Genomic DNA, 18026 nt, shown 5'->3' with positions numbered 1-18026 from the left:
GACACATGAGCAAGATCCTGATCCGTGGTGCGAAGGTGCTCGGCGGCGAGCCGCAGGACGTGCTGATCGACGGCCAGACCGTCGCCGAGGTGGGGTCCGGGCTGTCCGCCGAGGGCGCCGAGGTCGTCGAGGCCGGCGGCAAGGTGCTGCTGCCGGGGCTGGTCGACCTGCACACCCATCTGCGCGAGCCCGGTCGCGAGGACTCCGAGACGGTGCTGACCGGTACGCGGGCGGCGGCGAGCGGCGGCTTCACGGCCGTGTTCGCCATGGCCAACACCTTCCCGGTGGCCGACACCGCCGGTGTCGTCGAGCAGGTCTACCGACTCGGCCAGGAGCACGGGTACTGCGACGTGCAGCCCATCGGCGCCGTCACCGTCGGTCTGGAGGGCAGGAAGCTCGCCGAGCTCGGCGCGATGCACGAGTCGGCGGCGGGCGTGACCGTGTTCTCGGACGACGGCAAGTGCGTGGACGACGCCGTGATCATGCGCCGGGCGCTGGAGTACGTGAAGGCCTTCGGGGGAGTCGTCGCCCAGCACGCGCAGGAGCCGCGGCTCACCGAGGGCGCCCAGATGAACGAGGGCGTCGTCTCCGCCGAGCTGGGTCTCGGCGGCTGGCCGGCGGTGGCCGAGGAATCGATCATCGCCCGGGACGTCCTCCTCGCCGAGCACGTCGGCTCCCGGGTGCACATCTGCCACCTGTCGACCGCCGGCTCCGTGGAGATCGTGCGCTGGGCCAAGTCCCGCGGCATCGACGTCACCGCCGAGGTCACCCCGCACCACCTGCTCCTCACCGACGAGCTGGTCCGCAGCTACAACCCGGTCTACAAGGTCAACCCGCCGCTGCGCACCGAGCGCGACGTGCACGCCCTGCGCGAGGCGCTCGCCGACGGCACGATCGACATCGTGGCCACCGACCACGCCCCGCACCCGCACGAGGACAAGGACTGTGAGTGGGCCGCGGCCGCCATGGGCATGGTCGGGCTGGAGACCGCCCTGTCCGTGGTCCAGGAGACGATGGTCGACACCGGGCTGCTCGACTGGGCGGGCGTCGCCGACCGCATGTCGTACAAGCCGGCGAAGATCGGCCGGGCCGTCGGTCACGGCCGTCCCGTCTCGGCAGGTGAGCCCGCCAACCTCACACTCGTCGACACGGCATACCGTGGGTCCGTGGACCCCGCGGGCTTCGCCTCGCGCAGCCGCAACACCCCCTACGAGGGCCGCGAGCTGCCGGGCCGTGTCACGCACACGTGGCTCCGGGGCAAGGCCACGCTCGTCGACGGGAAGCTCACGTGACACCACTCATCTCGATCGCCGCCGAACAGAAGTCGGCCGAAGTGACCGACTGGGCCGCCCGCATCGGCTGGGTGGTCGGACTCCTCCTCTTCGTCGCGCTCGTCTACTGGCTGATGCGCGAGGGCTGGAAGTGGCGTGGCACCCTCCAGGGCGACCTGCCGGAGCTGCCCACCGCGCCCGAGTCCCCCGGCGAGGTCACACTGACGATGAGCGGGCGCTACCACGGCTCCACCACCGCCGGGCAGTGGCTCGACCGCATCGTGGCGCACGGGCTGGGCACCCGCAGCCGGGCCGAGCTCACGCTGACGGACGCGGGACTGGACGTCGTGCGCCCCGGAGCGACCGACTTCTTCGTCCCCGCCGAGCAGCTGCGCGAGGCCCGGCTCGACAAGGGCATCGCCGGCAAGGTCCTCACCGAGGGCGGACTGCTCGTCGTCACCTGGGAGCACGGCGACCGGCTGATCGACTCGGGCTTCCGCTCCGACCGCGCGGCCGAGCACAACGAGTGGGTCGAGGCCCTCAACTCCATGAACAAGACGATCACCACGGAAGGCGCCGAACGATGACGACCTCCACTCGCGGAGCCACCAGGGCTCCCGCCGTACTCGTCCTGGAGGACGGCCGCACCTTCCGCGGCCGCGCCTACGGGGCCGTGGGGGTGACCTTCGGCGAGGCCGTGTTCTCCACCGGTATGACCGGCTACCAGGAGACCCTCACCGACCCCTCGTACCACCGCCAGGTCGTCGTGATGACGGCCCCGCACGTCGGCAACACCGGCGTCAACGACGAGGACCCCGAGTCGAAGCGGATCTGGGTCTCGGGTTACGTCGTACGCGACCCCGCGCGCGTGCCGTCCAACTGGCGCTCCCGCCGCTCCCTGGACGACGAGCTGCGCGCCCAGGGCGTCGTCGGCATCAGCGGCATCGACACCCGGGCGCTCACCCGGCACCTGCGCGAGCGAGGCGCCATGCGCGTCGGCATCTTCTCCGGCAACGCGCTGCCCGACGAGGGCACCATGCTCGCCGAGGTGCGCCAGGCCCCCGAGATGAAGGGCGCCGACCTGTCCGCCGAGGTCGCGACGAAGGAGACGTACGTCGTCCCGGCGATCGGCCCCGACGGCGAAGCCGTCCCGGTCGGCACCGCGAAGTTCACCGTCGCCGCCGTCGACCTCGGCATCAAGGGCATGACCCCGCACCGCATGGCCGAGCGCGGCATCGAGGTGCACGTGCTCCCGGCCACGGCGAGCGTCGAGGAGGTGTTCGCCGTGAACCCGGACGGCGTGTTCTTCTCCAACGGCCCCGGTGACCCGGCCACCGCCGACCACCCGGTCTCGGTCATGCAGGCAGTCCTGGAGCGCGGCACGCCGCTGTTCGGCATCTGCTTCGGCAACCAGATCCTGGGGCGCGCGCTCGGCTTCGGCACCTACAAGCTGAAGTACGGCCACCGCGGCATCAACCAGCCGGTACAGGACCGTACGACCGGCAAGGTCGAGGTCACCGCGCACAACCACGGCTTCGCCGTCGACGCCCCGCTCGACAAGGTCTCCGAGACCCCTTACGGCCGCGCCGAGGTCTCCCACGTCTGCCTGAACGACAACGTGGTGGAGGGGCTGCAGCTCCTCGACCGCCCGGCCTTCAGCGTCCAGTACCACCCCGAAGCGGCAGCCGGCCCGCACGACGCCGCCTACCTGTTCGACCGCTTCGTATCCCTGATGGAGGGCCAGCGTGCCTAAGCGCACCGATATCCAGTCCGTCCTGGTCATCGGCTCCGGCCCGATCGTCATCGGCCAGGCCGCCGAGTTCGACTACTCCGGCACCCAGGCCTGTCGCGTCCTCAAGGCCGAGGGCCTGCGCGTCATCCTGGTGAACTCCAACCCGGCGACGATCATGACCGACCCGGAGATCGCCGACGCGACGTACGTCGAGCCGATCACGCCCGAGTTCGTCGAGAAGATCATCGCCAAGGAGCGGCCGGACGCGCTGCTGCCCACCCTGGGTGGTCAGACGGCCCTCAACACCGCCATCTCCCTCGACGAGAACGGCGTCCTGACGAAGTACGGCGTCGAGCTGATCGGCGCCAATGTGGAGGCGATTCACAAGGGCGAGGACCGCGACCAGTTCAAGCTGGTGGTTGACGCGGTTCACAGCAAGATCGGGCACGGCGAGAGTGCACGTTCGGTGATCTGCCACTCCATGGACGACGTCCTCAAGGGTGTCGACGAGCTCGGCGGCTACCCGGTCGTCGTCCGCCCCTCCTTCACCATGGGTGGCGCCGGCTCCGGCTTCGCGTACGACGAGGAGGAGCTGCACCGCATCGCGGGCACGGGCCTCACGCTGTCCCCGACCACCGAGGTGCTCCTGGAGGAGTCCATCCTCGGCTGGAAGGAGTACGAGCTGGAGCTGATGCGCGACAAGCACGACAACGTCGTGGTCGTCTGCTCCATCGAGAACTTCGACCCCATGGGCGTCCACACCGGTGACTCGATCACGGTCGCGCCCGCGATGACGCTCACCGACCGCGAGTACCAGATCCTGCGGGACATCGGCATCGCCGTCATCCGCGAGGTCGGCGTCGACACGGGCGGCTGCAACATCCAGTTCGCTGTGAACCCCGTTGACGGCCGTGTCATCGTCATCGAGATGAACCCACGTGTGTCGCGTTCGTCGGCCCTCGCGTCCAAGGCGACCGGCTTCCCGATCGCCAAGATCGCCGCGAAGCTCGCCGTCGGTTACACGCTCGACGAGATCCCGAACGACATCACCGAGCAGACCCCGGCCTCCTTCGAGCCGACGCTCGACTACGTGGTCGTGAAGGCGCCGCGGTTCGCCTTCGAGAAGTTCCCGCAGGCCGACTCGACGCTGACCACGACCATGAAGTCGGTCGGCGAGGCCATGGCGATCGGCCGCAACTTCACCGAGGCGCTGCAGAAGGCGCTGCGGTCGCTGGAGAAGAAGGGCAGCCAGTTCACCTTCGTCGGCGAGCCCGGCGACAAGGCCTCCCTCCTGGAAGAGGCCGTCCGGCCGACCGACGGGCGGATCAACTCCGTCATGCAGGCCATCCGCGCGGGTGCCACGCAGGAAGAGGTCTTCGACGCCACGAAGATCGACCCGTGGTTCGTCGACCAGCTCTTCCTGATCAAGGAGCTCGCGGACGAGCTGGCCGCCGCCGAGCGCCTGGACGTCGACCTGCTGGCGGAGGCCAAGCGGCACGGCTTCTCCGACCAGCAGATCGGCGAGATCCGGGGCCTGCGCGAGGACGTCGTGCGCGAGGTCCGCCACGCGCTCGGCGTGCGCCCGGTGTACAAGACCGTCGACACCTGCGCCGCGGAGTTCGCGGCGAAGACGCCGTACTTCTACTCCTCGTACGACGAGGAGAGCGAGGTCGCGCCCCGGACCAAGCCGGCCGTCATCATCCTGGGCTCCGGACCGAACCGCATCGGCCAGGGCATCGAGTTCGACTACTCCTGCGTCCACGCCTCCTTCGCGCTGAGCGACGCGGGCTACGAGACGGTCATGGTCAACTGCAACCCGGAGACCGTCTCCACGGACTACGACACCTCCGACCGGCTGTACTTCGAGCCGCTGACGCTCGAGGACGTGCTGGAGATCGTCCACGCGGAGTCGCTGGCCGGTCCGATCGCGGGCGTCGTCGTCCAGCTCGGCGGCCAGACCCCGCTGGGCCTGTCGCAGGCCCTCAAGGACAACGGCGTACCGGTCGTGGGCACCTCGCCGGAGGCCATCCACGCCGCCGAGGACCGCGGCGCCTTCGGACGGGTGCTCGCCGAGGCGGGGCTCCCCGCGCCGAAGCACGGAACGGCGACGACCTTCGAGGGCGCCAAGGCCATCGCCGACGAGATCGGCTACCCGGTCCTGGTGCGGCCGTCGTACGTCCTCGGCGGGCGCGGCATGGAGATCGTGTACGACGAGACACGCCTGGAGGCGTACATCGCCGAGTCGACCGAGATCAGCCCCTCCCGGCCCGTCCTGGTCGACCGGTTCCTCGACGACGCCATCGAGATCGACGTCGACGCCCTGTACGACGGTGAGGAGCTGTACCTCGGCGGCGTCATGGAGCACATCGAGGAGGCGGGTATCCACTCCGGCGACTCGGCGTGCGCCCTGCCCCCGATCACCCTCGGCGGGTTCGACATCAAGCGGCTGCGGGCCTCGACTGAGGCCATCGCCAAGGGCGTCGGCGTCCGTGGACTGATCAACATCCAGTTCGCGATGGCCGGCGACATCCTGTACGTCCTGGAGGCCAACCCGCGCGCGTCCCGCACGGTCCCCTTCACCTCCAAGGCGACGGCGGTGCCGCTGGCCAAGGCGGCGGCCCGGATCTCGCTGGGCGCGACCATCGCCGAGCTGCGGTCCGAGGGCCTGCTGCCCGCGAACGGCGACGGCGGCAGCCTGCCCCTCGACGCGCCGATCTCCGTCAAGGAGGCCGTCATGCCGTGGTCGCGCTTCCGCGACACCCACGGGCGCGGCGTGGACACGGTGCTGGGCCCGGAGATGCGCTCCACGGGCGAGGTCATGGGCATCGACTCGGTCTTCGGCACGGCGTACGCCAAGTCGCAGGCGGGCGCGTACGGTCCGCTGCCGACCAAGGGCCGCGCGTTCATCTCGGTCGCCAACCGCGACAAGCGCTCGATGATCTTCCCCGCTCGTGAACTGGTCGCCCACGGCTTCGAGCTGCTCGCCACCTCCGGCACGGCCGAGGTGCTCAAGCGCAACGGCATCAACGCCACCGTGGTGCGCAAGCACTCCGACGGCGAGGGCCCGAACGGCGAGAAGACCATCGTCCAGCTCATCCACGACGGCGAGGTCGACCTCATCGTCAACACCCCGTACGGCACCGGTGGCCGCCTCGACGGCTACGACATCCGTACGGCGGCGGTGGCGCGCTCGGTGCCGTGCCTGACGACGGTCCAGGCGCTCGCCGCGGCCGTCCAGGGCATCGACGCACTCAACCACGGGGGAGTGGGCGTACGTTCACTCCAGGAACACGCGGAACACCTGACCGCGGCCCGCGACTAGCAGCCACGAGGGGGACACCGGAAACGGTGTCCCCCTCTTCGTGAGGCCCCTGGTGGGGCCCTAAGAGGACATGACCATGTACAAGCTTTTCTTCCGTCTGGTTTTCCAACGGATGGACCCGGAGCAGGCGCACCACCTGGCCTTCCGCTGGATCCGCCTCGCCGTCCGTGTCCCCGTGCTGCGCACGTTCGTCGCCGCCGCGCTCGCCCCCCGCTACAAGGAGCTGCGGACGGAGGCCTTCGGGCTCCGTATGCACGGCCCGTTCGGGCTGGCCGCCGGCTTCGACAAGAACGCGGTGGCCGTCGACGGCATGTCGATGCTCGGCTTCGACCACGTCGAGATCGGCACGGTGACCGGGGAGCCGCAGCCCGGCAACCCGAAGCAGCGGCTGTTCCGGCTGGTGAAGGACCGCGCGCTGATCAACCGCATGGGCTTCAACAACGAGGGCTCGCTGACGGTGGCCGCGCGGCTGGCCTCCCGCGAACCCGTCTTCAGGACCGTCGTGGGCGTCAACATCGGCAAGACCAAGGTCGTCCCGGAGGACGAGGCCGTCGGGGACTACGTGAAGTCGACGGAGCGGCTGGCGCCGTACGCCGACTACCTGGTCGTGAACGTCTCCTCGCCCAACACGCCCGGACTGCGCAACCTCCAGGCCACCGAGGCGCTGCGTCCCCTGCTGAGCGCCGTCCGGGAGGCCGCCGACCGCCGGGTCACCGACCGACGGGTCCCGCTGCTGGTGAAGATCGCCCCGGACCTCGCGGACGAGGACGTCGACGCGGTCGCCGACCTCGCCGTGGAGCTGCGCCTGGACGGCATCATCGCCACGAACACCACCATCGCGCGCGAGGGACTCGGCCTGCAGTCCGACCCCTCTCTCGTGAAGGAGACCGGCGGCCTCTCGGGCGCACCGCTGAAAGCGCGGTCCCTGGAGGTGCTGCGCCGCCTCTACGCGCGCGTGGGCGACCGGATCACCCTGGTGGGCGTCGGTGGCATCGAGAACGCCGAGGACGCCTGGCAGCGCATCCTCGCCGGCGCAACCCTGGTGCAGGGCTACAGCGCCTTCATCTACGAGGGCCCGTTCTGGAGCCGCGCCCTCCACAAGGGCCTCGCCGCGCGCCTCCGCACCAGCCCGTACGCCACCATCGCCGACGCGGTCGGCGCCGACACAAGGAAGGCAAGGAAGACGGCATGAGCTCTCCGGAACCCTTCGGCGCCCGGCTGCGGCGCGCCATGGACGAGCGCGGGGCGCTGTGCGTCGGCATCGACCCGCACGCGTCGCTGCTCGCCGACTGGGGTCTCAACGACGACGTCGCGGGGCTCGAGCGCTTCAGCCGCACCGTCGTGGAGGCGCTGGCCGACCGGGTGGCCGTGCTGAAGCCGCAGAGCGCGTTCTTCGAGCGCTTCGGGTCGCGCGGTGTCGCCGTCCTGGAGAAGTCGGTCGAGGAGGCCCGGGCCGCCGGTGCCCTGGTCGTCATGGACGCCAAGCGCGGCGACATCGGCTCGACCATGGCCGCGTACGCGGAGGCCTTCCTGAGCAAGGGCGCGCCGCTCTTCTCGGACGCCCTGACCGTGTCGCCGTACCTCGGCTACGGGTCCCTGAAGCCGGCCGTGGATCTCGCGCGCCGGAGCGGCGCGGGTCTGTTCGTGCTGGCGCTGACCTCCAACCCGGAGGGGCGCGAGGTCCAGCACGCGGTCCGCGCCGAGGACGGCGGTGGCCGGAACGTCGGAGCGACCGTGCTCGCCCACCTCGCGGCCGAGAACGCCGGGGAGGCGCCCATGGGGTCCTTCGGCGCGGTCGTCGGGGCCACTCTGGGTGACCTGTCGTCGTACGACTTGGAGATCAACGGACCGCTCCTGGCACCCGGGATCGGGGCCCAGGGAGCCACTCCGGCGGACCTTCCGGGGGTCTTCGGGGCGGCCGTGCGGCATGTCGTCCCGAACGTCAGCAGGGGTGTTCTTCGTCACGGTCCGGATGTCACGGCGCTGCGCGCGTCCGCGGAGGGCTTCGCGGCGGAGATCGGTGCCGCCGTGGCGGCTTCCTGAGTCCTCCGATGAGTGCCTCGCGGACGGTCTGAGTCCGGGCTTGAGTCTGAATACATTCTCAAATCCGGGGCAATACGCCTGTTATGTCCGACTCCAGGGAGGCTGACCAGGACTTTTCCGCTGTTCTCGCTGACTCAGACGCACTTGGCCGCTAGTCTCCGACGAGTGAGGGCACCTCCCACGCCCTCAAGGTAGTGGGGGAGGACGGGCAAGCGTGTTGCTCGTGGCTCCCCAGGTGTGGGGCGACTAGGTTCCTCACCGGTCCGTATCCGACAGTTCGACATCCGAGGTGACGTAGGCGTGGCTCTTCCGCCCCTTACCCCTGAACAGCGCGCAGCCGCGCTCGAAAAGGCCGCCGCGGCTCGCCGGGAGCGGGCCGAGGTCAAGAATCGACTGAAGCACTCCGGCGCCTCTCTCCACGAGGTCATCAAGCAGGGCCAGGAGAACGACGTCATCGGCAAGATGAAGGTCTCCGCTCTCCTTGAGTCCCTGCCGGGCGTGGGCAAGGTCCGCGCCAAGCAGATCATGGAGCGACTCGGTATTTCCGAGAGCCGCCGTGTGCGTGGCCTCGGTTCCAACCAGATCGCCTCCCTGGAGCGCGAGTTCGGCAGCACCGGCTCCTGATTCCTGAGCACCAGGGATTGCTGGAATAATCGCTGCATGAGTGAACGTCCGCGGCTGACCGTGCTCTCCGGCCCCTCAGGGGTCGGCAAGAGCACGGTCGTCGCCCATATGCGCAAGGAACATCCCGAGGTCTGGCTCTCGGTGTCGGCGACGACCCGCAAGCCCCGCCCGGGCGAGCAGCACGGAGTCCACTACTTCTTCGTCACCGACGACGAGATGGACAAGCTGATCGCCAACGGCGAGCTGCTGGAGTGGGCCGAGTTCGCCGGCAACCGCTACGGCACCCCGCGTGGCGCGGTGCTCGAACGGCTGGAGGCGGGCGAGCCCGTGCTCCTGGAGATCGATCTCCAGGGCGCCCGGCAGGTCCGTGAGTCCATGCCCGAGGCTCAGCTGGTGTTCCTGGCTCCTCCTTCCTGGGAGGAGCTCGTGCGCAGACTCACCGGGCGGGGCACCGAACCGCCCGAGGTGATCGAGCGCCGCCTCGACGCGGCCAAGGTCGAACTCGCGGCCGAGCCGGAGTTCGACGTCACCCTGGTCAACACCTCCGTCGAGGACGTGGCGCGTGAGCTGCTAGCCTTGGTGGACGTAGTGTGATCGTTTTCGATCCCATCCCCTCTTTCGGAAGGTAGAGCGTGTCCTCTTCCATTACCGCGCCCGAGGGCATCATCAACCCGCCGATCGACGAGCTCCTCGAGGCCACCGACTCGAAGTACAGCCTCGTGATCTACGCGGCCAAGCGTGCCCGCCAGATCAACGCGTACTACTCGCAGCTCGGCGAGGGCCTCCTCGAGTACGTCGGTCCGCTCGTCGACACCCACGTCCACGAGAAGCCGCTCTCGATCGCCCTGCGCGAGATCAACGCGGGTCTGCTGACCTCCGAGGCCATCGAGGGCCCGGCGCAGTAAGAGCAGTAGGCAGTAACTGCAGCAGTAGTATTTTCAGCCTTCGGCTGACTTTTCCACAGGCCCGGCAGCGCGACTGCCGGGCCTGTGGTCTGCTCGGGGGTGCGGGGGTCGTCCCCGCAATGACGCAGCATTGAGTCGTACGCCGAAGAGTCGTGGCGTGCACGTGACCGACGAGTGCGGGGAGGCCCGGTGGGCAAGCCGAAGGTCGTTCTGGGGGTCAGCGGTGGCATCGCCGCGTACAAGGCGTGCGAGCTGCTGCGCCGGCTGACCGAGTCAGGGCATGACGTGCGGGTCGTCCCCACCGCGTCCGCCCTGCACTTCGTCGGTGCGGCAACCTGGTCGGCCCTCTCCGGCAACCCCGTCTCCACCGAGGTGTGGGACGACGTCCACGAGGTCCCGCACGTCCGCATCGGCCAGCACGCCGACCTCGTCGTCGTGGCCCCGGCCACCGCCGACACACTCGCGAAGGCGGCTCACGGCCTGGCCGACGACCTGCTGACGAACACGCTGCTCACCGCCCGCTGCCCGGTCGTCTTCGCCCCCGCCATGCACACCGAGATGTGGGAGCACCCGGCCACCCAGGAGAACGTGGCGACGCTGCGCCGCCGCGGGGCCGTGGTCGTCGAGCCCGCCGTCGGCCGGCTCACCGGAGTCGACACCGGCAAGGGGCGCCTGCCCGAGCCCGCCGAGATCTTCGAGGTCTGCCGCAGGGTGCTGGCGCGCGGGGTGGCCGAGCCCGACCTGGCCGGCCGCCATGTGGTCGTCAGCGCCGGAGGCACCCGCGAACCCCTCGACCCCGTCCGCTTCCTCGGCAACCGCTCCTCCGGCAAGCAGGGGTACGCCCTGGCCCGTACGGCCGCAGCCCGGGGCGCCCGGGTCACGCTGATCGCCGCGAACACCGGGATGCCCGACCCTGCGGGCGTCGACGTCGTGCAGGTCGGCACCGCGGTCCAGCTGCGCGAAGCGGTCCTCAAGGCGGCCCCGGACGCGGACGCCGTGGTGATGGCGGCCGCGGTGGCGGACTTCCGCCCGGCGGCCTACGCGGCCGGAAAGATCAAGAAGAAGGACGGTCAGGACCCCGACCCGATCGTCCTCGTCCGCAATCCCGACATCCTCGCGGAGATATCGGCCGAGCGCCCCCGCCCCGGCCAGGTGATCGTCGGCTTCGCCGCCGAGACGGACGACGTCCTCGCCAACGGACGCACGAAACTCGAGCGCAAGGGCTGCGACCTCCTCGTAGTGAACGAGGTGGGCGAGCGCAAGACGTTCGGCTCAGAGGAGAACGAGGCCGTGGTGCTCGGGGCCGACGGCAGCGAGACCCCCGTGCCGTACGGACCGAAGGAAGCGCTGGCCGAGACCGTGTGGGACCTGGTGGCGTCCCGTCTGAACTGAGGGTTTCATCCACGTCAAGGTTCCCTTAATCGCCGCACAATGGCGCGTGGCGACCCTGGCGAACACCGATCCCCTATGGGCAGAATGCGGGTGTCGCAGGTCACAGCACTCCCGAGAGGCGAGACACCTGGGCCCGTGGCAGAGTCCGACCGATAAACTGTTCTCGGACGACGCCGGGCGCAGCCCCCGTCTCGTCCGCCAATGATCAGTCAGCAGCCGCTGCAACCCCAGGGAGCGTTGTGTCCCGTCGCCTGTTCACCTCGGAGTCCGTCACCGAGGGCCACCCCGACAAGATCGCTGACCAGATCAGCGACACGATTCTCGACGCGCTTCTGCGCGAGGACCCGACCTCCCGGGTCGCGGTCGAGACGCTGATCACGACCGGCCTCGTGCACGTGGCCGGCGAGGTCACGACCAAGACGTACGCGCCGATCGCCCAGCTGGTCCGCGAGAAGATCCTCGAGATCGGCTACGACTCTTCGAAGAAGGGCTTCGACGGCGCGTCCTGTGGTGTCTCGGTCTCCATCGGTGCCCAGTCCCCGGACATCGCGCAGGGCGTGGACACCGCGTACGAGTCCCGGGTCGAGGGTGACGAGGACGAGCTGGACCGGCAGGGTGCCGGTGACCAGGGCCTGATGTTCGGTTACGCGACGGACGAGACGCCGACGCTCATGCCGCTGCCGATCTTCCTGGCGCACCGCCTGTCGAAGCGCCTCTCCGAGGTCCGCAAGAACGGGACGATCCCCTACCTGCGCCCCGACGGCAAGACCCAGGTCACCATCGAGTACGACGGTGACAAGGCCGTCCGCCTCGACACGGTGGTGGTCTCCTCGCAGCACGCCTCCGACATCGACCTGGACTCCCTCCTCGCCCCCGACGTCCGGGAGTTCGTGGTCGAGCCGGAGCTGAAGGCGCTGCTGGACGACGGCATCAAGCTGGACACCGAGGGCTACCGGCTGCTGGTCAACCCCACCGGCCGCTTCGAGATCGGCGGCCCGATGGGCGACGCCGGCCTGACCGGCCGCAAGATCATCATCGACACCTACGGTGGCATGGCCCGCCACGGCGGCGGCGCCTTCTCGGGCAAGGACCCGTCCAAGGTCGACCGTTCCGCGGCGTACGCGATGCGCTGGGTCGCCAAGAACGTGGTCGCGGCGGGTCTGGCTTCCCGCTGCGAGGCCCAGGTCGCCTACGCGATCGGCAAGGCCGAGCCCGTCGGTCTCTTCATCGAGACCTTCGGCACCGCCAAGGTCGACGCCGAGAAGATCGAGGCCGCCATCTCCGAGGTCTTCGACCTCCGCCCGGCCGCGATCATCCGCGACCTCGACCTGCTGCGCCCGATCTACGCCCAGACCGCGGCGTACGGCCACTTCGGCCGTGAGCTCCCCGACTTCACGTGGGAGCGGACGGACCGGGTGGAGGCTCTGCGGAAGGCCGTGGGCCTGTAGGCCACCGCACTCCGCCGACTTCACGAGGCCCGGTGTCCCCTTGGCGGGGGGGCACCGGGCCTCGGTGCGTCAGAGGGGCTGGAAAGGGCTCTCCGGCGCGCTCTGCGTCCCCGTGGGCCCCGAGCCATTGGGGTGTGTGTGCGATGCCGTGACCGGACCTGCGAAGCGACGGCGTATCTCCTCCGCGGTCACCGCGTCCCTGGGAGCGATCGCCTCCGCCAGCTGATCGGCGATGAGGACGCTGTCGTCCTCCCCGGGGCGGATCCCCACACGCCGGAAGGCCTCGGTGATCAGGTCCGCGGCATTCGCGTCGCGTGATCCGAAGCCCGACGGCTCCTCGGGCTGGAGGGCGACCGGTGGCTGTTCGGGTACGGGAGGCGTCGGGAAGGCCTCCGGGACGAGATGCCGGAAGGGCTCGGAGACCTCCGTGTTGTTGGCCGCCGACGAGAGCCGGGCCAGAAGGCCGATGTCCTTGACGGCCTTCTCCACGTGGTCGTCGTTCCTCGCGAGCCACCACACGACCGCGCTGCCCGTGCTCGTGAGGACATCACCGCTCAGGTACTCGCGTTTGTTCTGCTCGTACCGGCGCTGGTGCTCCCATACCGCCTCGTCCTTGCGGATCGCCGCCAGCCGGTCGAGCCGGTCCTGGTCCGCGTCCGAGAGACTGAGGACGACATCCAGGGCCATCGTCTGGACTCGGTTCTCGCGATCCGGAGCCATGACCCCCAGCGCACCGTTGAGTTCATGCTGCAGGAGAGAGCTCCGGAACGGTTCGACAGTCCCTGTGAGCATGCGGGCACGGGCCAGCACGGCGTCCACCGCCAGCGCCCCGGGGTTGGTCAGCTGGTCAATGGAGGTGGGGTCCACCGGACACCAGCGCACCCGGGCGGAGAAGAGGAAGTCGTAGTCGGGAACGCTGCTGGGCAACGGAACCCTGGTGATGTGGAGTTCGCGCCGCTCGACGACGGGCGGAGCGGGCTGCTCGATCAGGGTGCCGGGCGGGAACGGGTCGCGCTGTCGGACACGCGCCGCGAGCACCGGGACCGTGATCCAACCGGTGAGCAGCGGGGCGACGGCGCCGAGCCACACCCACAGTGGCCAGCTCAGGAAGAGTCCGAGGATGAGGATGACCAGACCGTAGATCAGACTGAGGAACGCCAAAACCGTCTTCTGACCGGAACTCATATGGGGAACATCTCCAGCTTCTCGGACCGCTTCGCCAGGCGGACGCTCTGGGCTTTGTTGATCGCTTCCAACAGGCGCGACGCCAGTTCGGGCGAGACGGCACGGCGCGCGTCGGCGTAGACGCGGCTGAGGACCGGGTACTGCGCGGCTGCGGCGTTGACCAGGATGTCGAGGGCCGCATCGGCGAGGAGCGCGTGGTCGACCGCGTCCGCGGTGGCCAGCCAGTGACGGGCACAGGGTGCCCAGCGGTGCGGGGCGGTCAGCTCGAAGGCCATGCTCCAGCAGTCGGTGAGCCATTGCCGGGTCGGGGCCCTGAGCAGGAAGTCGTCCGGGAAGGCCGAGAGATCGAGGAACAGGTCGGCGTCGGCTCGGTGATACCGACTGTTCTGGGTGGTGGCCAGCCTCGCCAGCAGGCGGCGCTGAAGCCTCGTGTCCTGACTCACGTAGCGCCGCAGGGCTTCCCGTGCGACGCCTGGTCGGGACTCGTTCCGGGCGAGGTGGTGGAGCCGTACCAGGGCCGGCTCCGGATGCTGGACGGACATCGCCTTCTCACAGACCTCCACCAGGACCTGGCGGAAGTTGTCTGGAGGGCGGCGGATGCTCCAGTCGTAGATCCTGCTGCGGAACTCGCCACCGAAGTTCTCGTCCTCGACACCGCGTTGGAGTACGTGGGCGGCTGCCCGCATCTCGGTCCTGCGAGGTGCGTTGTCGCGGGTCCAGTTCTCGACGAGGCTGAAGAGGGGGTCGGTGTCCCCCGAGGTGAGGCACAGACCGGTGTAGCGCTTCACGACCGACTCGAGGTCGGGATCGGTGAGTTCGCGCAGCTTGAGAACCTTGCCCAGCCACGCGCCGAGCGGGGCGCGGACATCCGGCAGGTTCGCCCAGAGGTAGCGGCGGGCGGCTTCGTCGAAGTCGGGCTGCTTGAAGTGCACGCGCGCGTCGGGGGCCATCTCCGCGTCGATGGCCTCGAGACGCTCCAGGAGACCCTTGCGCTCCAAGGGAGGCAGGACACTGTCGGTGGAGTCCACCTCCTTCAGTAGCAGGGGAGTGGCGTGGTGCACGGCTTCGATGCGGGCGCCGTGCAGCATCGCCGTGGTGAGGAGCAGGGCCCGCTGCCGTCCCTTGCGCAGCCGGGGCAGCAACTCGGCTACTTCGCGTGTGCGGTCCTTCTCGGCCGTGAGGGCCGTCTCGCACCACTCGGTGAACGTCCCGTTGCCGTGTACTGCCGCACGGGCCGCCACGATGCGCTCGACGAGCCGGGCGAGTTCGCGCATCGGTGGACGGCCGTCGAGATGTTCGCGCACGTGCCGGGGCAGGGGTCGCCAGACGGAGTCGTCCACCTCGTGACTGCGCAGGTGGCGTACGACCACCTCTCTTCCGTCGGGGCGGTGGATCCTCCTGCGGATGAACTCGGAGGGCAGGTGGTCCGCGAACCGCTGCGGCACCACCACAGCCAGAAACGCCCTCTTGCGCAGCAGTTCGTGGCGGAAGGCCGAGAGATCCCGCAGCACCCTGAGCCACAGTTTCCCGTCCGCCGCGGACAGGTCGAGCAGTATGCGGTCCTCTTCACCGATGAGATCCGGCGGCAGGCTCGTGTCCTCGGCACCGTCCTCGGGAGTGAGCTCGTGGTAGGTGCCCCTGGCGTGCGGGAGTTCGCACAGCAGGACCCTCGCCGCGGAGCTCCTGCCGCTGCCCGGTTCACCGGTGAGGAAGACCGTGTGTTCTGCTTCGAGGGCGTCGTACGCGGCGTTGATGCCCCTGGGCCGCGCGAACTGCTGTCGGAGTCGGGTGAGTTGGTCCCGGGCGACCAGGCGGGGTGTCTTGGGCGGGTCTTGCAGGAGGCCGCCCAGGATCAATTGGTAGGTGTCGCCTCCGGTCTGGTTCACCGCCCGTCGTCCTCACCCTTCGGCACCTGACCGAAGTACTGACGTATGCCGCTCTCATTGGTGCCCTCCACGTAGTTGGCGGCCCCGGACTGGTGGATCGTCCGGTTGCTGGGACCGATGTGGACGGAGCCGTGCGCCCCCTTGACGCTGCCGATGTCACCGTTGACGGTGCCCGCCACGGCGGTGCCGTGGACGTCACCCATGGTGTTGCGCTGCGCACTCGGCTCCGGTTCCTCGGGCGCCTGAGTGTCCGCCGCCGCCAGCTCGGGCACGAGGGTGGCCAGGGCGTCGCCGATGTGTTTGAGGTCGTACTCGTCGTTCTGGTGGTCGTAGCGCAGGCTCTGGCAGTCGGCGAGCCTGGTCAGGGACATGGGCAGGTCGTCCTTGGTGGGGCGCTCGGTCCTGCGGCCGATCAGCACCGGGATGACCCGGATGTCACAGAGGAAGGCCTCCTCGATCTCCCTGCGGACCCAGTCGCCGGTGTCCTGGAGGGAGGGATGGCGGGCCCACTGGTCGCCGATGAGCGCGAGGAGCACGCCGCTGCGGCGCACGCCGTGGATCAGGTGGGCGTCGAAGGGAGTGCCGGGCGGGATCGACTTGCTGGCGCGGTAGATCCGCGTCGAGCCGAAGCGCGTGGACAGGGCGCGTTCGATGGTGGTCGCGACTTGGTGGCCGTCGCCGGTGCGGTAGTTGATGAAGACATCGGGCATGACGAATCAACCCTTCTGCTGCAACGGGTGGGAGAGAAGGCGGAACGAAGCTCAGCGTGAGTGCGGTGCCAGCGCCGCCGTGAGCTGGGGCGCGATGGCCCGGCATGCGGGACGGCTCGCGTGGCGCGACAGAGCGCGCGACAGACGCCGCAGATCGGTGGCGATGGTGGCCGACCCCACGGCTGTGGTCGTGGCGAGGAGGTCGGCGGTGAGTTCGCAGGCGTGCTCGATCTCGCCCGCCATGGCATGGGCGAGGGCGTGGCGGGCGCCGTAGCGGGCCCGGGTGCGGAGGGCGCCGACGGGCAGGCGCGCGCATTGCTCGTCCAGGACCGCGGCGGCCTGCCCGGGCCTGCCGAGGTCCAGCAGGCACCAGCCGGTGATCATGGAGACCGGGTCGTCGAGGTGCGTCGAGCCGAGGACGGGAGCGTCGGCCGTGGAGGCTTCCGCGGTGGCGCGCGCGAGGAGGGCACGCGCCTGGTCGAGGCCGCGCATACAGGCGTCGTAGTCCCCGTCGAGGGCGTGTCCCTGGGCCCTTCGCTGTGCGGCCAGGCCTCGGATGCGGGGCGGGAGTCGGTCACTCAGCGCGGCGTCGACCAGGTCGACGGTCTCGGTGGCCGCCCCTCGGTAGTACGAGATCAGGGCGCGCCGCACCAGGGCGTACTGGGCGAGGTGCTCGTCCCCCGAGGCGGCGGCGAGATCCACGGCGTGGTCCGTCCAGCGCAGTGCCGCCGCGTCGTCACCGGCCTCCTGAGCCATCCAGCCCGTGAACTCCGCGAAGCGCGCGGACAGCGCCAGGAGATTCCGGCCGGTTCGGGCATCGCTGCGCGCCGAGAGCGTCTGGAGTGCTCGCGTCTGTTCCGCCAGGGCGGGCAGAAGAGCCCCTGGCGGGGACATCTGGCCGATGCGGCGGTACTGGGCCAGCAGTTCACGGTACGCGCTCGTCAGTGAGCCGGATTCCACCGGGGCGCTCGGCGCAGGAGCGTGCTCACCGGCTCGAATGCCGAGCACGGAGGCCGCTCCGGCCGCCATCATCTGCCGGCGGGACGGCGCGCTCCACGGCGATCCGCCCGGGTGCCCCTGATCGGGGTGTGCGTAAGGATCCGGTGGTGGCATGCTTCCTTCCTCGTCAGGGACGGAGGACCGGGTACGGCGCGGAACCACGGGCACCAGGCCCGCCAGGGCGCCACCCGCGTCGAGCGCCGCGTCACACAGGCGCGCGAACTCCGGGGTCGGGCGTTTCCTCCCGGTCTCGATCTTGCTGAGCTGGCCCTTGCTGTAGTGCACGGACGACGCGAGCTGCGTCAGCGTCAGTCCGGCGGCCAGCCGTAACCGACGCAGCTCCGGACCGAACACCTGCGGCTGCTTCAGCACGTGAACCCCCTCATGCCGACGCCGCCGATGCCTTGGGACGCCTGTCGTCGCGCATCAGCGTCTGCCGGGCGCGGTGGGGCGAGCAAGGCGGTCGGCGGAGTTTCCCGTTTCCAGTTCTGATACCGGGGTGGAGGGCC

General features: G+C 69.8%; 15 protein-coding genes. 11 read left to right on the top strand and 4 right to left on the bottom strand.

Features of this window, described 5'->3' with window-relative positions:
• Positions 1-5: 5 nt before the first annotated feature.
• The 11 genes from AB0959_RS20675 to metK all read left to right on the top strand — a co-directional run bounded on the left by AB0959_RS20675 (position 6) and on the right by metK (position 12737).
• Complete coding sequence (locus tag AB0959_RS20675) at positions 6-1292, top strand: dihydroorotase (protein ID WP_366827886.1); 1287 nt, start codon at positions 6-8, stop codon at positions 1290-1292.
• A complete protein-coding gene (locus tag AB0959_RS20670) occupies positions 1289-1858 on the top strand; it encodes a hypothetical protein (protein ID WP_366827885.1) in 570 nt (189 codons plus the stop codon). Before AB0959_RS20675 ends, AB0959_RS20670 begins: the two co-directional genes overlap by 4 nt.
• A complete protein-coding gene (gene carA, locus AB0959_RS20665) occupies positions 1855-3024 on the top strand; it encodes a glutamine-hydrolyzing carbamoyl-phosphate synthase small subunit (protein ID WP_366827884.1) in 1170 nt (389 codons plus the stop codon). The genes AB0959_RS20670 and carA overlap by 4 nt, the downstream gene beginning before the upstream one ends.
• A complete protein-coding gene (gene carB, locus AB0959_RS20660; protein WP_366827883.1) occupies positions 3017-6325 on the top strand; it encodes a carbamoyl-phosphate synthase large subunit in 3309 nt (1102 codons plus the stop codon). Before carA ends, carB begins: the two co-directional genes overlap by 8 nt.
• A 76-nt stretch (positions 6326-6401) precedes the next feature.
• Positions 6402-7517 (top strand): quinone-dependent dihydroorotate dehydrogenase, encoded by a 1116-nt coding sequence (locus AB0959_RS20655; RefSeq protein WP_366827882.1) that lies wholly within the window; start codon positions 6402-6404, stop codon positions 7515-7517.
• The gene (gene pyrF / locus AB0959_RS20650) at positions 7514-8368 is read left to right on the top strand and encodes an orotidine-5'-phosphate decarboxylase (RefSeq protein WP_366827881.1); all 855 of its coding nucleotides are present in this window, start codon (positions 7514-7516) and stop codon (positions 8366-8368) included. Before AB0959_RS20655 ends, pyrF begins: the two co-directional genes overlap by 4 nt.
• Positions 8369-8668: 300 nt before the next feature.
• Positions 8669-8992: an integration host factor gene (locus tag AB0959_RS20645; protein ID WP_003977346.1), complete on the top strand. Its 324-nt coding sequence runs from the start codon at positions 8669-8671 to the stop codon at positions 8990-8992.
• 36 nt (positions 8993-9028) lie between these two features.
• Entirely contained in the window at positions 9029-9586 is a 558-nt protein-coding gene (gmk, locus tag AB0959_RS20640; RefSeq protein WP_366827880.1) for a guanylate kinase, read from the top strand.
• Between the two features lie 38 nt (positions 9587-9624).
• A complete protein-coding gene (gene rpoZ / locus AB0959_RS20635; protein WP_005319902.1) occupies positions 9625-9897 on the top strand; it encodes a DNA-directed RNA polymerase subunit omega in 273 nt (90 codons plus the stop codon).
• 189 nt (positions 9898-10086) lie between these two features.
• On the top strand, positions 10087-11289 hold the full coding sequence (gene coaBC / locus AB0959_RS20630) for a bifunctional phosphopantothenoylcysteine decarboxylase/phosphopantothenate--cysteine ligase CoaBC (RefSeq protein ID WP_366827879.1): 1203 nt from the start codon (positions 10087-10089) through the stop codon (positions 11287-11289).
• 239 nt (positions 11290-11528) lie between these two features.
• Complete coding sequence (gene metK / locus AB0959_RS20625) at positions 11529-12737, top strand: methionine adenosyltransferase (RefSeq protein WP_366827878.1); 1209 nt, start codon at positions 11529-11531, stop codon at positions 12735-12737.
• 69 nt (positions 12738-12806) lie between these two features.
• On the opposite strand, the gene AB0959_RS20620 is transcribed toward metK, so the two are convergent.
• Genes AB0959_RS20620 through AB0959_RS20605 form a run of 4 tightly spaced genes read right to left on the bottom strand, consistent with a single transcriptional unit; the run spans position 12807 to position 17889 of the window.
• On the bottom strand, positions 12807-13922 hold the full coding sequence (locus AB0959_RS20620) for a hypothetical protein (protein WP_366827876.1): 1116 nt from the start codon (positions 13920-13922) through the stop codon (positions 12807-12809).
• Complete coding sequence (locus AB0959_RS20615; RefSeq protein ID WP_366827875.1) at positions 13919-15808, bottom strand: hypothetical protein; 1890 nt, start codon at positions 15806-15808, stop codon at positions 13919-13921. The genes AB0959_RS20620 and AB0959_RS20615 overlap by 4 nt, the downstream gene beginning before the upstream one ends.
• Positions 15805-16518: a toll/interleukin-1 receptor domain-containing protein gene (locus tag AB0959_RS20610; protein ID WP_366827874.1), complete on the bottom strand. Its 714-nt coding sequence runs from the start codon at positions 16516-16518 to the stop codon at positions 15805-15807. Before AB0959_RS20610 ends, AB0959_RS20615 begins: the two co-directional genes overlap by 4 nt.
• Before the next feature lie 51 nt (positions 16519-16569).
• Positions 16570-17889 (bottom strand): helix-turn-helix transcriptional regulator, encoded by a 1320-nt coding sequence (locus AB0959_RS20605; protein ID WP_366827873.1) that lies wholly within the window; start codon positions 17887-17889, stop codon positions 16570-16572.
• Positions 17890-18026 lie beyond the last annotated feature (137 nt).

The organism is Streptomyces sp. NPDC046862 (assembly GCF_040704615.1).
Taxonomy (GTDB): Bacteria; Actinomycetota; Actinomycetes; order Streptomycetales; family Streptomycetaceae; genus Streptomyces.
The sequence above is the reverse complement of the archived record's forward strand: the minus strand, read 5'-3'. Positions and strand labels throughout refer to the sequence as shown.

Coding starts and splice junctions, on each gene's coding strand:
- AB0959_RS20675 (WP_366827886.1), top strand. CDS start 6: ATGAGCAAGATCCTGATCCGTGGTGCGAAGGTGCTCGGCGGCGAGCCG.
- carA (WP_366827884.1), top strand. CDS start 1,855: ATGACGACCTCCACTCGCGGAGCCACCAGGGCTCCCGCCGTACTCGTC.
- AB0959_RS20655 (WP_366827882.1), top strand. CDS start 6,402: ATGTACAAGCTTTTCTTCCGTCTGGTTTTCCAACGGATGGACCCGGAG.
- pyrF (WP_366827881.1), top strand. CDS start 7,514: ATGAGCTCTCCGGAACCCTTCGGCGCCCGGCTGCGGCGCGCCATGGAC.
- gmk (WP_366827880.1), top strand. CDS start 9,029: ATGAGTGAACGTCCGCGGCTGACCGTGCTCTCCGGCCCCTCAGGGGTC.
- AB0959_RS20620 (WP_366827876.1), bottom strand. CDS start 13,922: ATGAGTTCCGGTCAGAAGACGGTTTTGGCGTTCCTCAGTCTGATCTAC.
- AB0959_RS20610 (WP_366827874.1), bottom strand. CDS start 16,518: ATGCCCGATGTCTTCATCAACTACCGCACCGGCGACGGCCACCAAGTC.